The sequence below is a fragment of the Sphingobium chungangianum genome, assembly GCF_977014255.1.
The window spans coordinates 1675502-1691194 of sequence record NZ_CDRNIV010000006.1 but is presented as its reverse complement, the minus strand read 5'-3'; the positions used below and the strand labels follow the sequence as shown (position 1 = coordinate 1691194).

At 60.1% G+C, this 15693-nt stretch carries 10 protein-coding genes and 2 pseudogenes; 8 read left to right on the top strand and 4 right to left on the bottom strand.

Translation table 11 applies throughout. The features are described from left to right. Nucleotides 1-18: 18 nt before the first annotated feature. Nucleotides 19-1689 (bottom strand): class I adenylate-forming enzyme family protein, encoded by a 1671-nt coding sequence (locus tag ACWNC0_RS15365; RefSeq protein ID WP_449472802.1) that lies wholly within the window; start codon nt 1687-1689, stop codon nt 19-21. A gap of 153 nt (nt 1690-1842) precedes the next feature. Between ACWNC0_RS15365 and ACWNC0_RS15360 the strand changes: the two are divergent. The 5 genes and pseudogenes from ACWNC0_RS15360 (at nt 1843) to ACWNC0_RS15340 (ending at nt 8125) form a co-directional block, all read left to right on the top strand. After that, nucleotides 1843-3044 (top strand): annotated as a pseudogene (locus tag ACWNC0_RS15360) (acetyl-CoA C-acetyltransferase). Between the two features lie 33 nt (nt 3045-3077). Beyond that, nucleotides 3078-5246, top strand: coding sequence for a 3-hydroxyacyl-CoA dehydrogenase NAD-binding domain-containing protein (locus ACWNC0_RS15355; protein WP_449472800.1), 2169 nt, complete (start codon nt 3078-3080; stop codon nt 5244-5246). Next, nucleotides 5243-6400 (top strand): acyl-CoA dehydrogenase family protein, encoded by a 1158-nt coding sequence (locus tag ACWNC0_RS15350; RefSeq protein WP_449472798.1) that lies wholly within the window; start codon nt 5243-5245, stop codon nt 6398-6400. The genes ACWNC0_RS15355 and ACWNC0_RS15350 overlap by 4 nt, the downstream gene beginning before the upstream one ends. Before the next feature lie 22 nt (nt 6401-6422). Beyond that, nucleotides 6423-7301, top strand: a complete 879-nt coding sequence (locus ACWNC0_RS15345) for a MaoC/PaaZ C-terminal domain-containing protein (protein WP_449472796.1) — start codon at nt 6423-6425, stop codon at nt 7299-7301. Next, nucleotides 7298-8125 (top strand): SDR family NAD(P)-dependent oxidoreductase, encoded by an 828-nt coding sequence (locus tag ACWNC0_RS15340; RefSeq protein WP_449472795.1) that lies wholly within the window; start codon nt 7298-7300, stop codon nt 8123-8125. The genes ACWNC0_RS15345 and ACWNC0_RS15340 overlap by 4 nt, the downstream gene beginning before the upstream one ends. A gap of 32 nt (nt 8126-8157) precedes the next feature. Here ACWNC0_RS15340 and ACWNC0_RS15335 read toward each other — a convergent pair whose 3' ends face one another. From ACWNC0_RS15335 to ACWNC0_RS15325, 3 genes and pseudogenes are all read right to left on the bottom strand, one after another. Further along, a complete protein-coding gene (locus ACWNC0_RS15335; RefSeq protein WP_449472793.1) occupies nt 8158-8664 on the bottom strand; it encodes a nuclear transport factor 2 family protein in 507 nt (168 codons plus the stop codon). Nucleotides 8665-8713: 49 nt separating this feature from the next. Continuing rightward, nucleotides 8714-9420: pseudogene (locus ACWNC0_RS15330) on the bottom strand (SDR family oxidoreductase). Nucleotides 9421-9485: 65 nt separating this feature from the next. Beyond that, nucleotides 9486-10487: a quinone oxidoreductase family protein gene (locus tag ACWNC0_RS15325; RefSeq protein WP_449472792.1), complete on the bottom strand. Its 1002-nt coding sequence runs from the start codon at nt 10485-10487 to the stop codon at nt 9486-9488. A gap of 212 nt (nt 10488-10699) precedes the next feature. Between ACWNC0_RS15325 and ACWNC0_RS15320 the strand changes: the two genes are divergently transcribed. From ACWNC0_RS15320 to ACWNC0_RS15310, 3 genes are all read left to right on the top strand, one after another. Further along, nucleotides 10700-13381, top strand: coding sequence for a LuxR C-terminal-related transcriptional regulator (locus ACWNC0_RS15320; protein ID WP_449472790.1), 2682 nt, complete (start codon nt 10700-10702; stop codon nt 13379-13381). Between the two features lie 83 nt (nt 13382-13464). Next, a complete protein-coding gene (locus ACWNC0_RS15315) occupies nt 13465-14394 on the top strand; it encodes a 3-keto-5-aminohexanoate cleavage protein (protein ID WP_449472789.1) in 930 nt (309 codons plus the stop codon). Continuing rightward, nucleotides 14394-15488: a CaiB/BaiF CoA transferase family protein gene (locus ACWNC0_RS15310; protein ID WP_449472787.1), complete on the top strand. Its 1095-nt coding sequence runs from the start codon at nt 14394-14396 to the stop codon at nt 15486-15488. The genes ACWNC0_RS15315 and ACWNC0_RS15310 overlap by 1 nt, the downstream gene beginning before the upstream one ends. Nucleotides 15489-15693 lie beyond the last annotated feature (205 nt).

Sequence of the window (15693 nt, the reverse complement as noted above, 5' to 3'; positions counted from 1 at the left end):
GCGTCGACGCGCCGTTCTTCAGTCCTTCAGGCCCAGCTCGTCCATCAATGCGCGGCGCAGCTTGAACTTCTGGATCTTCGATGCCGACATAGGCCATTCCTCGATGAAACGAATGTGGCGCGGGACCTTGAAGGAAGCGAGGCGCTTCCGGGTATAGGCGATGAGTTCCTCCGCCTCGACCGCGACATTGCCTTCGCGTTCGATATAGGCGGCGGGGATTTCCGCCAGTCGCTCATCCGGCAGCCCGACCACCTGCGCCAGACGGACCGCCGGATGGGTCGCCAGCACCGCCTCGACTTCGGCGGCTGCGACATTTTCGCCGCCCACTTTGAGCATATCTTTGAACCGCCCGTGGAACATGACATGGCCTTGTGCGTCGATCGAGCCGATGTCGGCGCTGTGATACCAGCCGTCCGCGTCCAGCGCCTGTGCCGTCTTTTCAGCGTCCTTGTAGTAGCCGTCGAACAGATTGTAGCCGCGAATGAGTATTTCGCCGCGCTCGTCCACGCCCTTTTCCTCGCCTGTCTCGGGATCGACTATCTTCATCTCGATGCCAGCCAAGGGGAAGCCGAGCTTACTGAAGCCCATTTCCGGGTCCATCGCATAACCGCCCGTTGTGACAATGCCGGTCGCCTCGGTCATTCCCATGGTCCCGACCTGCAGCATGTTGGGCGCCTTCTCCCGATATGCCTGTCCCACCCGTTCCGGCATGAACGCGAAGCAGCTATTTTGCAGGCGCACCGACGACATGTCGGTCTTGGCCCAATTGGGATGGGTTATCATGGCCTGATGGAAGGTTACGAACGGCAGAAACATCATTGTCACGCCTTCTTCTTCGATCTGCCTCAGACTCTCCCCAGCATCGAAGTGCGGCTGGCCAATGAACGTGCCGCCAACGTCGATGGCGCCGAGCATGCACAGCATCGCGGCGATATGGAACAGCGGCAGCGGCGACCAGGCGCGCTCGTCAGGCTGAAAGGCCCAGCGATAGCGGGCAAGATTTGATGCCTCCCGGGTGACCGCTTCATGGCTGAGCAGGCACCCCTTGGGATTGGCCGAAGTGCCAGAAGTATACAGAATCATCGCTGTATCGCGGACTCTGACCGTCAAACGCGTGGCGTGGATCTCGGCCTGGTCTACCTGGTGCACCGCCGCATCGAAGGTCGCCTGATCGACGAAGCCGGGTACTGAACGGCCGCCCAGCATGACGATCCGCTTGAGCAGCGGCGCGTCGGCGAGCGTCAGAGCGGTAGGATCGGAGGAATTGAGTAGGCCGGGAAACGCCTCCACGAGCCGGTGACCAAAATCGATATGCTCGCTGACCATGTCATTAGTGATGATGGCCGCCAGATCGGCATTTTCGGCGACATAGGCCATTTCGGGCGCCTTGTAGCGCGCGTTCATCAGCACAGACACGGCGCCGCACATCGCATTGGCGAACAGCGTTTCGACAAATTCGATGCCTGACGGTAGCAATATCCCAACATGGTCCCCGCGCCGGATTCCGATCGCCTTAAGGCCTCGGGCGCGTCTCAGTACGCTTTGAACGACATCGTCATATGTCTTGCGTTCACCTGGAAAGACCAGCGCTTCCTTTTCAGGCCCCTTATCCCATCCCTTGAGAAGCAGATCGCCCAACGTGGTTGCAGAGATACGAAATGGGGCGCAATCTTCACCTTGTGTGAGCACGGATGTCCGCTCCTCAAAAATGCCGGTCAGTTGTCGATGCAGATGAGATTGCAGCCATCGCGCCTATCTGCGCCTTTCGTTGGATAGGTGCGGCTTTGCCTTCCGACTCTCAAAGCAGGTGGAGATTTTTAAGTCACTGGTCGGGAATTCACGATGGAAGCCTACGTCTACGATCATGTTCGCACGCCGCGTGGGAAGGGCCGCCCAGACGGCGCGCTGCACGAGATCACCTCCGTCGAAATGGCGACGCAGCTTCTGAAGGCGCTCCAGAGCCGTAACGATCTTGATACGGGGCTGCTCGACGATGTGATCATCGGTATGGCTCAGCCGGTTGGCGAACAGGGCGGCGTGCTGGCGCGCGCGGCGGTTTTGCAGGCAGGCTATGCCCAGACCGTCGCAGGTCAGCAGATCCATCGCTTCTGCGCCACCGGCCTGGATGCAGTCAGCCTGATTGCGGCGCAGGTTCATTCTGGCATGATCCAGGCTGGCATCGGCGGCGGCGTCGAATCGATGAGCCGCACGGTCATGGGTTATGACTCGGCGCCTGGACGTCCGATCCGTCAGTCGCCTTCAGCAACTATTACGCGCCGCAGGGCATCGGCGCAGACCTGATCGCCACGCTCGATGGCTATACGCGCGAGGATGTCGACAACTTTGCCGTCGAGAGTCAGCGCAAGGCCGCCCATGCGTGGCAAAACGGCTTTTTCAAAAACTCGATCGTGCCGGTTAAGGATGTGCTGGGCGAAGTCGTGCTCGACCATGATGAGCATATGCGCCCCGCCACGACGCTGGAAAGCCTCGCCAAACTCAAGCCTGCATTCGAAGGCTTTGGCAAGGCCGGATTCGAGGCCGTGGCGAAAGCGAAATATCCCGAGATCGAAGAGTTGAACTATGTCCACCATGGCGGAAACAGCTCGGGTATCGTCGACGGTGCGGGCCTTGTTCTGGTCGGGTCAAAGGATTTTGGGGAGAAGGCGGGCCTCAAGCCTCGCGGTCGCATCCGCTCCTACGCTAATATCGGATCGGAACCGACGATCATGCTGACGGCCCCGGCGGCGGTGTCGCGTAAGGCGCTCAAGGCGGCTGGCATGACCGAAAAAGACATTGATCTCTGGGAACTGAATGAAGCCTTCGCCAGCGTGGTGTTGCGCTTCCAGCGGGAGCTGAACGTGCCGGACGACAAGATCAACGTCAATGGCGGCGCGATCGCTATGGGACATCCGCTGGGCGCGACGGGCGCCATGATCCTTGGCACCGTGCTGGACGAGCTGGAACGGCGCAACGCGGAAACCGGCCTCATCACCCTGTGCGCGGCCAACGGCCTCGGTACGGCCGCCATCATCGAACGCGTCTGAGCGCGCATACCGAACTAAAGAGCGGGATATCCCATGAAGACTATGCGACTAGAAAAGGCCGAGGACGGCATTGCGATCCTGACCCTCGACAACGAAGGCTCGATGAACGTCGTCAACGATGCTTTCATCGCCGACATGGAGGCGGCGACCAAGCAGATTGCCGAGGACGAGGGCATCAAGGGTGTCATCCTGACGTCTGCCAAGAAGACGTTCATGGCAGGTGCAGACCTCAAGCAGCTGGTGAACGGATTCGGCACGCTGACGCCACAGGAAGCCTACGCCTTTTCAAAGCGCGCGACCGACATGCACCGCGCCATTGAGCAATCCGGCAAGCCGTGGGCGGCGGCGATCAACGGCTTGGCGCTGGGCGGCGGTTTCGAACTGGCGCTGGCCTGCCACCGGCGGATCCTGGTGGATGATGCCAAGGCACAGGTCGGCCTGCCCGAAGTCAATGTTGGCCTGCTGCCCGGATCGGGCGGCACCGTGCGTCTCGGTATCATCGCGGGCGTGAAGACTGCCCTGGACCTGCTGCTGTCGGGGCGTTCGGTCGGGCCGCAGGAAGCGCTCAAGCTCAAGATCGTGGACGAGGTCGTCCCTGCGGACAAGCTGATCGACGCGGCCAGGACCTGGCTTGCCTCAGGTCCGGATCCGGTCAAGCCCTGGGACGTCAAGGGGTGGTCGCCGCCGCAGAAGAAGGGCCTAACAGTGCCCGAGGATTCGGCCGCCTACATGATGTACACCGGCGGTCTCGCCAAGGTCGGTTACAATCAACCTGCGCCCGCCGCGATCCTGAACTCCGTGTTCCACGGAATGCAATTGCCCTTCGATAAGGCGCTGGCGGTCGAAGGCAAATATTTCGCCAAGTTGTTGACGGATCCGGTCGCGCGCAACATCATCCGCACCACCTTCATTTCAAAGCAGGCGGCCGAAAAGGGCGCACGCCGTCCTGAAGGTTTCCCCAAGTTTGAAGCCAAGAAGGTTGGCGTGCTGGGCGCGGGCATGATGGGGGCCGGCATCGCTTTCGTGTCAGCCAATACGGGCATCGATGTCATACTGATCGACCGCGACGTCCCGACGGCCCAGAAGGGCAAGGACTATTCGGCCAAGGTGCTTGGGAAGCTCGTCGAAAAAGGCAAGCTGACACAGGACGAGGCTAACGCTGTTCTCGCCCGCATCACCCCGACGGACGACTTTACGCTGCTCGATGGCTGCGACATGGTGGTCGAGGCCGTTTTCGAGGATACGGCAATCAAGGCCGAAACCACGAGGAGAGCTGAAGCGGTGCTGCCGACACAGGCCATCTTCGCCTCGAACACCTCGACCCTCCCGATCTCGCAGCTCGCCCTCGCGTCGCGGAGCCCGGACCAGTTCATTGGTCTGCACTTCTTCTCGCCGGTCGACCGCATGGGCCTAGTCGAGGTCATCATGGGCAAGCAGACCAGCAAGGCGACACTAGCCAAGGGACTCGACTTCATCGCGCAGTTGCGCAAGACGCCGATCGTCGTCAACGACAGCCGGGGCTTCTACACCAGCCGCGTCTTCCAGATGCTGATCCACGAAGGCGCGGCGATGCTGGCGGAAGGCGTTCCCCCTGCGGTTATCGAAAACGCGGCAAAAGCTGTGGGAATGCCGGTTGGCCCGCTGGCCCTGCTTGACGAACTTACGCTCGATCTGCCGCTCAAGATCGTGGATCAGGCAATTGCAGAGGAAGGTGATAAATATACGCCGCCTGCCGGTACTGCCGTCATGCGGCGGATGAAAGATGAGATCGGCCGGTCCAGCCGCAGGGCTGGTGGCGCCTTCTATGACTATCCCGAAGGTGGCAAGAAACATCTCTGGAAGGGGCTGGCTGATCATTTCCCGGTCAAGAAGGACTGGGATGTCGAGGAACTGAAGAAGCGCTATCTTTACGCGCAGGCGATGGAGACCGCCCGGTGCCTGGAGGAAGGTGTGCTCGAAACTCCGCAGGACGCCGACCTGGGCGCTCTCTATGGCTGGGGCTTCCCGGCATGGACCGGCGGCACGATCAGCTACATCGACACTATCGGTATCAAGAAGTTCGTTGAGGAGTCCGACCGGCTCGCCCAACTTCATGGTCCGCGCTTCCTGCCATCAGCATGGCTGCGGGACAAGGCAGCGAAGGGCGAGGATTTCTATACCCCCGCCAATGAAGACAGGGCCAAGGAGACGATGTTGGCATGAGACGCCTGATTTTCGAGCCGGAACATGAGCAGTTCCGCGACTCGGTCGTCAAGTTCATGACGGCAGAAGTCGGCGCCCACGCAGAACGGTTTCGCGAACAGGGCATGGTTGATCGGGAGGTGTTCTTGAAGGCGGGCCAACAGGGCCTGCTCTGTACTTGGGCGGATGAGAAATATGGCGGCGCGGGGATCGACGACTTCCGCTTCGAACAGATCATCATCGAAGAGAATATGCGTCACGGCGACATAGGCTTCTACATCAATTTGCATAATGATCTGGTCGCGCCTTACATCGCCAAGCTGGGGACCGACGAGCAGAAGGACCGCTGGATGCCCGACATCGTTAGCGGTGAGAAAATCTTGGCGGTCGCGATGACTGAACCCTCGACCGGCAGTGATTTGGCAGGCATGCGCACCAGCGCGGTCGACCAGGGCGACCATTGGCTGCTGAACGGGGCCAAGACCTATATCTCCAATGGCATTTTGGGCGATCTGGTGGTCGTCGCCGCACGGACTGACCCCACTAGCCGCCACGGGCTGGGCCTTATGGTGGTCGAACGCGGCATGGAGGGCTTCGAGCGCGGGCGCAAGCTGGCGAAGATGGGGTTGAAGGCGCAGGACACGGCCGAACTCTTCTTCAACGACGTCAAAGTGCCCAAGGAGAATGTGCTGGGTGATCCAACCCAGGGCTTCAAATATCTGGCGCGCTTCCTCGCACAGGAGCGGCTGGTAGCGGCTATCGGCTTCATGGCGACCGCGCAGACGGCGTTCGACATCACACTCGACTATGTGAAGGAACGCCGAGCATTCGGAAAGCCGATCGGCGCATTCCAGAATACGCGGTTCAAGATGGCGTCGATGCGCGCCGAACTGGATGCGCTTCAAACCTATGTCGACCAGTGCGTGATGCTGCTCAATGCGGGCGAGCTGACAGCGGCGGACGCATCCTCGGCCAAGCTGCTGACAAGTGAGTTGGAAGGCCGAGTGATGGACGAATGCGTCCAGCTCCATGGTGGCGCGGGTTATATGGAGGAATATCGCATTTCCCGTATGTATACCGATGCTCGCATCAGCCGCATTTTTGCAGGAACTTCGGAAATCATGCGCGAGATTATCGGTCGCGGATTGGGGCTTGATGAGCGGAAGTTGTCTTGACGGCTGAACCGGGATCTATCCGATGTTGGATGTCGAACAATTACGCGTCTTTCGGGTGCCGGAAGCTCAGGACGTCTGTGATCCGCGCGGGGCCATCCTCTATGCGCTAGGGGTGGGCGCCGGGTTGGGCGCGATAGACGAGCAGCATCTGGTCTTCGAGCGTGACCTTGCCGTGCTACCGACCATGGCGCTGGTCCTGGGGACGCCCGGTTTTTGGCCGATGGCGCCGGAACTTGGCTGGGACTGGCCGCGCATTCTGCATGGCGAGCAGACGTTGAAGCTGTTTCGCCCGCTTCAACTGGGGCAACTGGTCAATGGCAGGATCGAAATCAGCGGGCTCGCCGACAAGGGAGTAGGAAAGCCCGCCCTTGTGCGGGCGAAACGCGTTCTCACGACGCCCACCGACCGGCTGATCGCCGAGATGGAGGAAGTTTGGGTCTTACGGGGTGCGGGAGGTTTTGGTGGCGCCCGCGATCTTGAGGGGTCGAAGCCGGTCGTCATGCCCGAGCGGCCGGCCGACGCTTTTCTCGATCTACCCACGGCGCCTAATCAGGCGATGCTCTATCGCCTGACCGGTGATCGCAACCCTCTGCATATCGATCAAGGTACAGCGCGGGCAGCTGGTTTTAATCAACCAATACTGCATGGCCTTGCTACCATGGGACTAGTCGGTCGAGCGCTCATCCACCTATGCTGCGCCGGAAATCCGGCTTCACTGACCGACATGCGGGTTCGTTTTACCGCGCCAGTTTGGCCAGGGGAAACGGTTCGGACGGAGGTCTGGCGCGACGGCGACGAATTATCATTCCGGGCGAGCGTACCCGAAGGGAATAGGATTGTGATCGATGGCGGACATGCGAGCATCGATGGGTTTAAGGAAGAACAGGACGAATTGAAGTGAAGATTTTAGATGGCAAGGTCGCGCTTGTTTCCGGCTCCGGGCGTGGCATTGGCAAGGCCATTGCGGTCAAACTCGCCAATGCCGGGGCTCATGTCGTGGTGAATGACCTTGATGAGGATGTTGCGAAGGCGACGGCAAGCGAAATCCAAAGCCTGGGTGTCCGCACGGTGGTGTGCGTGGGCGATGTCACGGAGCCGGACTTTGGCGACAGATTTGTAGGCACGGCAATTGCACATTTCGGGACGATCGACATCATCGTCAATAACGCAGGATATGCGTGGGATTCGGTGCTTCAGAACACGAGCGACGAGCAATGGATGGCCATGCTTGACGTGCATCTGAATGCGCCGTTCCGCATTTTGCGCGCGGCGCAGCCGGTGATAGCCGCCGCTGCGAAGAACGAAATCGCCGAGCAAGGCCGGGCCAAGCGCCGGACGGTCATCAATATATCCTCCGTCTCCGGGCTCGGTGGTAATGCCGGGCAGTCGGGCTATGCGGCGGGCAAGGCGGGGATTGTCGGCCTCACCAAGACGGTGATGAAGGAATGGGGGCGGTATAATGTCACTGTCAATGCCGTGGCTTTCGGCGCCATTATGACCCGCATGACCGCAGGCGAGGCGGGCAGCTCCACCATCAACGTCAAAGGCCGGGACATCAAGGCAGGCGTCAGCGACGAAATATTGGAAGCCATGGAAAGGGGCATTCCGCTGGGTCGTGCCGGTACACCGGAAGAAGCGGCAGGCGCCGTTTACCTTCTGTGCCTGCCCGAAGCGGATTATATCACGGGCGAGGTGATCGTCGCGGGGGGAGGCTGGAAACTCTGATGGGAACAGGCGGGTCTTTGCGCCCGCCCTGTTTAGGCGGGCCAGTTGGGCGTTCGTCCCTGCATGGATTCGAAGAAGGGACGCATCGGATCAGGTACTGATCCCGCCCCTATGCCAGTGCCGAAATTGATGCTCCGTCGCTCATATATCCGCCATCCTTCGGCCGTGCGCCGCAGCCTGTCCTCATAGCCACCCACCGCCAGGAGGTCTGCCGGGCGCAGGGGATCGGCACCAGGAACCGCGAACCACTGCCAGGCCATTACGCGGCTCGCTGCACGGGCTTCGTCGCCGTTCAATTCGATAACCAGATTGGTGATGTTGTGCGAACAGCCCATTAGTGCCCCCTGGTAGTCCATGCACTGGGCATGGATGGCTTCGCGCCCTACCGATCTCGCGCTGCCAAAGTCGATGGAGCCGTCGTCCGTGAATATTTCCTCCGCGATCCGATGAAATTGCATCGAATCGACGAGATGCGCGTAGCGGTAAATGCATTCTTCGATGGATAGGCGATCCGCCAGCTTGAGGTGGTCGATCGCCATGGCAAAGGCACTCCCTTATGGACTGGGACCGTTTCGACCTTCGGTCGCATCAACCGCAGCCGACCACCCCGCCGTCCACCGGAATCTGAGCGCCGGTGACATAGGCGCCCGCGCGCGAACACAGGAAAATGACGATGCCAGCAATATCGTCCGGTGACCCCAGACGTCGGAGCGGGATATGCGCCAGCAGGGCAGGATCGACCTGGTCCTGGTCCCGCATATGCGCCGTCATCTTGGTTGGAAAGAAGCCGGGAATGACCGCATTGACGGTGATGTTGCGCGCCGCAAGATCGCCGGCAAGATCGCGCGTCATCATATGGACCGCGGCCTTGCTCGCGGCATAGCTGTACGCGCTGAGCCGCTCTGGCTTCATACCTGCGACCGAACCAATGTTGATCACTCGCGCCGGATCGCCAGGCGTCCCAGCAGCATCCAGTTCGGGCAGCAGTTCCCGGACCATGGTGAAGGGCGTCTGGACATTCACGGCCATCACGCCCGGCCAGGCCTTGTCGGGGAAGCTCTCGATCGGCCCGCCCAGGTCTTGCCCGCATTATTGACCAATATGTGGCACGCGCCGAGCGCATTGCGATAATGGGCGACGAGTTCGACCGCCGCCTCTGGGGTCGACAGGTCGGCGGGGAGGGGAATGCACGGTCCCAGCGCCGCCATTTGTCCGGCGGCCTCTTCACAGATATCGGCTTTGCGCGATGTGATCGCGACTGTCGCCCCGGCTCGCAGAAGACCTTCGGCGATCATGCGGCCCAGTCCCTGGGCACCGCCGGTGACCAGCGCTGACTTGCCGGTCAGGCTGAACAGATCGCTCACATTGTCACCACGACTTTGCCGAACTTATGCTGATCGCGCAGATGCAGCAGCGCTTCCTTCGCCCGCGCAAGCGGATAGGTCGCTTCGATTACCGGCTTGATTTGATGGCTCCCGGCGAATGCCAGCATGTCCTTGAAGTCTTGTGGGTCGCCGACCTGGCTGCCGACGATACTGGCGCTTTTAAGGAAGATGTCGGTGGCGTTGAACTTGATCTCATTGCCTGCGGTCGAACCATAGATGACTATGCGCGCGCCCGGATTGATGGCGCGGACATAATTGGCGAAGCTGGGCGAGGGCGCGCCGTCCAGCACAACATCGATGCCGCCGGTCAGTTTGCCCACCTGCTTGCGCCAGTCGGGATCGGTGTAGAGCAGGCCGCCCTTGGCCCCCATTGCAACGGCGCGATCGATCACGTCCTGATTTTCACCGGTGACGTAGACATTGGCGCCCTTAGCGACTGCGAAGGCAAGGCCGAATGTCGCAACGCCGCCTCCCACGCCGCTAATCAGCAGGGTTTCCCCAGCCTCCAGCCTGCCCTTGAACATCAGCGCCCGCCACGAGGTCAGCGCCGTCAGAGGCATGGCTCCTGCTTCCTCGAAGCTCATGAACGTGGGCTTGGGTGCGAGATTGTCGACTGGCACACAGATATATTCAGCAATCGTGCCGGCAAAGGGCATGCCGAGCAGACCGAAATCGGCAGCCGGTGCATGGCGGTTCGGTCCCCAATTGCGCGCGGGGTACAAAACGACCTCATCGCCTTCGCTGACGCCCGTCACGCCCTCGCCTACCATATCGACGACGCCTGCGCCATCGCAGCCCAGCGTGGTTGGTAGGGTCATGCCTGGATATTGGCCGTGTGTGATGAACAGTTCGCGATGGTTGATCGACGCCGCCCGCAGTGCGACGCGCACCTCTCCCGGACCCGGCACCGGCGTCGCGACCTCCGCAACCGTAACGGATTCAGGGCCGTCGGTCTGTTCGAGATAAAGGGCCTTCATGGTCAACCTTTCCTAACATTCTGTCTGCGCACAAAACTGCGCGGCGATACCGTTTCGCAAGGGCGCCGGTCCTTGCCGAAATTGGACAGTTAGCGGCTGAATGGGAACCTATCTGTGGATAGGAAAAAGAGATTGCGTTATAGATTCATCGCGCAGAATATATTTCAGACAAGAAAACGAATCGGGCCCAAGCGCCTTTAGGAGAGAACAGCATGACCGTTGTGCCCACAACTATCTTGCCGCCCCGTTCTACACAGAGCCCGATCCGGCGCGCTGCACTCGTAGCGTTGACGCAAAAGGTGGGGCGATCACGCATGACGGCGGTTTCAGCTCCCGCCGGAAGCGGAAAGACGACAGCGATGCTGTTCTGGGCAGATGAACTCAAGGCCCAAGGACGTCCCATTCTCTGGATGGCGGCGCGAGCGGGATTAAGCAGCAAGCAGTCTTTTCTGCAGGCCTTGAAGGCCGCCGGTGTCGCTGCAGGGCTGCCATGGGGCGATCTGAAAAGTAACGCATCCGACGAAAGCTGGCTGTCCACCATTGCGATGGGGGGGGATGTGCGGCCCGTCATCATCATTGATGACGCTCAGCTGCTCGCCAAGCCGATCCTTGAATTTGTCGCGCAATTGTCATCCAGCGCGCGCGATGCGCTCACGATCATCATAGCCGCGCGTGGGACAGTCGGGCTGTCGCTGGCGCGCATGCGGGCGCTCGGATTTTTGGTCGAAGTGGGAGTCGCCGATCTTTCCTTCACTTTGGCCGAAGCGACCGAACTCGTCACCCGATCTATCGGAACGCCGGTAGATTCGCGTGATCTACAGGACATAGTAGGTGATACGCAGGGTTGGGTCTCGGGCATTGTGATCGCCTGCGACCTATATCGGCGTGGCAGCGAAGGTGCTGGCATCCCTCGATTGACGGGTCTCCGACCGGAATTCGCCGAATATTTTCATGACGAGGTGTTAAGCTTGCAGCCGGATGATGTCCGTCGCTTTATGGTCGACACCTCGATACTCGACGAATTAACCCCATCAGCCTGCGCGGCAGTAACGGGGGATGAAAATGCCCGGGCGATGCTGGATCATGTCTTTCGCGAAGGCCTATTTCTGCATGCGATAGATCAGGAACACAGCCGCTATTCCTATCATCGACTATTTCGTGAAATGGTGCTTGGTCGGCTGATGGACCGCGCGCCAAGCCGGGCCGCAGTCCTGCACCGGCGTGCGAGTAACCACTTCGCTGAAGATGGGCAACTTATCACTGCGATCGAACATGCGCGACTGAGCGGCGATAAGGAATTTCTAGCCGATCAGTTGGATCGTCTGGCTGAAGGGCTGACCTATTCGGGATATCTGTATCGCATTGATGAACTCGGAGCGGAACTTGCTTGGCCCATCTTGGCGGAACGGCCCAATCTGCTGCTAGCGCTGGCATGGCGACGTATCCGGCAGCTGGCGTTTTCTTCTGCGGACCGACTGATTTCCGCTGCAAGACAAGCATGTGAAGCCCGGCGCGAGGCTCAATCCTTGCCCATGCATGAATTGGAGCAGCTTGAGCTGCTGATACGCCATCGTTTAGTGATGCTGGCGGCGGCGCGCGACGACATGGTCCGGGTAGAGGCGGATTCAGAACCATTGCTAGCTGAATTGGCCGACAGTCACGCTTACCTCAGCTGCACCCTGCTGGCGCAGCTCATGTCGGCGCGGCGAGAGCTTTATCACTTTCAGGACATGCTCAAGCTCGAGGCGGAAACGAGCCGCGCCCTGTCTCGCCCCGGCTCGGCTTTTGCGTCCATTGCGTTGAAGGCCTCAGTCGCGCCCACCATGATGGCGCAGGGTAAGACCCGGTTAGCCCAACGGTTTCTGGAAGAAGCCTTCGCGCTGGCCGTAGAGATCCATGGACCAGGTTCCGGACTAGCTGCGCTGCCCGCATTGCCGTTGGCCGAGTTGCTTTACGATGCAGGCGATCTTGAACAAGCGGCGGATCTGGCGGAGCAGTATCTGCCAGTTGTGCGGCAGTGGGGATTTTCCGATCAAATGGCATCAGGCTATCTGGTCAGTGCGCGCTTGCGGGCGGCACGAGGTGATTTGCCAGCAGCGCTGTTGACGCTAAACGACGCCCACCTTGTCGCCATCGAATGTGGACTTGATCGTCTGCGCGCCTTCATAGTGGCCGAGGAAGTACGTCTGCTGGTCAAAGCAGGGCAGATCGAGGAAGCCGAGCGGCATTTCCTGGCCGGCGATCCGCAATTGGACGGCGAACCTATTCCCACCCTGCACCCGACGCGGCGCAACGAAAGCATCGCGATCGCCTGGCTCCGGATCGAGATGCAACGCCACCGGCTCGGCAGGGCACGCAAGGTTGCCCATCGCTGGCTGGAATTTGTCAAGCGCGCAGGCGCCCTGCGCTCTGCTGTGATCTTCGAACTGCTGTTGGCGGAGATTGCGGTGCTTCAGGGCAATCGATCGGAGGCGCGAAGGGCTGTTCGCGCGGCCGTTGAGATGGCCGAACCGGCTGGATGGGTGCGGGTGTTCATCGATGAGGGCGAGGTAATCGCATCTCTCATCATCGAAGCCTATTCGCAGGGTCCAGAACTGGAAACGCCCGCTGATCGGTTTGCCGTTCGCCTCGTGTCGATGTTGCGGAGAGGACCGCAGATCGAGGCGGGTGAGGACGATGAGGATGATTTCGGCCTGACTGGGCGGCTCGCCAACCGCGAGGTAGACATTTTGACGATGGTAAGTGGCGGTTTGCGTAACCGGGAAATCGGCGACCGCCTAGGTCTGACCGAAGGTACTGTCAAATGGTATATGCAGCAAATATATGACAAGCTCGGCGTGCGCCGCCGTCCGCAGGCAGTTCTCCGGGCGCGGCAACTGGGTATTTTGCCCTGAAGTGCGCGTCACTTCCTATCGAAGGATAGATTGCGCCGTTCGTATAACCTGCGAACCGCGCACTCTGCGCGAAAGGAATAATCATGGCAAAACGCAAGGTCATCATCAGCTGCGCGATTACAGGCGCGATCCATACCCCATCTATGTCGCCCTATTTGCCCGTGACTGCGGAGGAAATTGCGGAATCGGCGGTCGGCGCGGCCGAGGCAGGCGCGGCCATCATCCATTTGCATGCGCGCAACCCTGTCGATGGGCGACCGGACCAGAACCCCGACCTGTTCGAACCTTTCCTCAAGGTGATCAAGCAGCGCACGGACGCGGTCCTGAACCTGACCACGGGAGGGCACCCTTCGATGACAGTGCAGGAGCGTATTCGTCCCGCCCAGACTTTCGCTCCGGAAGTTGCCAGTCTCAATATGGGCACAATGGGCTTTGGTCTTTTCCCGATGCTGGATCGCTACAAATCGTTCAAGCATGACTGGGAACCGGCAGCGCTCGAAGCGTCACGCGATTTGGTTTTCAAGAACACCTATGCAGATATCGAACATCTTTTGGCAACTTTGTCGCCGTTGGGTACGCGTTTCGAATTCGAATGCTATGACACCAGCCATTTGTATAATCTGAAATATTTTCTCGATCGCGGGCTGGTGAAGGCGCCGCTGTTCATTCAAACCTGCTTCGGTATTTTGGGCGGCATCGGCAGCCATCCCGATGATATTATGCACATGAAGCGCACGGCCGACCGGCTGTTCGGCGACCAATATGAATGGTCAGTGCTGGGGGCTGGCGCGCGTCAGATGAGCATTGTCGCCATGGCCGCATCCATGGGCGGCAATGTCCGCATCGGTCTTGAGGATTCGCTGTGGGGCGGTCCAGGTCGGCTTGCTGAAACCAATGCGGAGCAGGTCAAGACTGCGCGGCAAATTGTCGAAGGCATGGGTTTTGAAATCGCTACGCCCGATGAGGCGCGCGCCATGCTCGACCTGAAGGGCGCGGACCGGACGAATATCTGATGATGGGAAAAAGCGGGCCGCTGGCCGGTGTTCGTCTGCTGGAAATCGACGCGATCGGCCCCGTACCGTTCGCGGCGATGCTGTTGGCTGATATGGGCGCCGAGATCGTCCGCATAGCTCGGCCGCCATCGGCGGGAGCGGGGGACTGGGATGATGTGGGCGGCGACATCCTGCATCGCAGCCGGTCGGTGGCCTATCTCGATCTCAAGAAGGACACGGATCGCGAACAGCTGCTGGCGTTGATTGAGCGGGCCGACGGGTTGATCGAAGGTTACAGGCCCGGCGTCATGGAGCGGCTCGAAGTGGGCCCGGATGTCTGCCTGGCGCGCAACCCGCGATTCGTGTTCGGAAGGATGACGGGATGGGGGCAGTCCGGGCCGTTGGCACTCCGGGCGGGTCACGACATCAATTACCTCTCGATCACCGGCGCTCTCCACGCCATGGGAGAGAGACACGGGACGCCGCCGGTACCGCTCAATCTGGTGGGCGATTATGGTGGCGGTGCAATGTTCCTGATCTTCGGGATGCTGAGCGCGCTACTTTCGGCGCGACGGACAGGGCAGGGCCAAGTCGTGGATGCCTGCATCACCGACGGCGTCGCATCGTTGATGAGCCTTTTCTACGCGTGGCAGCCAAAGGGCTTGTGGGAAGATGCGCCCGGCTCGAATCTGCTGGACGGTGCAGCGCCCTTTTATCGATGTTATGAATGCGCTGATGGGCGGCATGTCGCGGTTGGATGTCTCGAACCGAAATTCTTTGCCCAGATGGTGGAAGGATTGGGTCTTTCCGGCCGGCACTATGAACAAAATGATCGGGAAGGCTGGCCCGCGATGCAAGCAGACTTTGCCACTACATTCCTTACGAAAAGCCGCGACGAATGGGCTGCCCATTTTGCCGATGGCGATGCCTGCGTCACGCCCGTGCTGTCGATGGAGGAAGCGCCACGGCATGCGCATAACGCGGCCCGCAGGACTTTTGTGCGCCGAAACGGCATGACGCAGGCAGCGCCTGCACCAAGATTGTCCCTCAATCCGGGAAGCATCTGCGAGCCTGCCGCAGTGCCGATCGCCGACTTGATCTCAGCTTGGTCCTGATCTGTCATTCACAGACATGCATACTGCATTGGTGCGGCGAAAATACAACATCTGAGCCGTTTGTTCCCTGACAGTGCAAATCCTACCCAGCGATAGGTTGTTGATGAGGTCGAACGCTGAATTTGCCTTGTCTTCCCGCTGTGTGGACCACAGGCGACAACGATAGGAGAGGGTTTTATGCGATTGGCTGCATTGAAATTGGCAT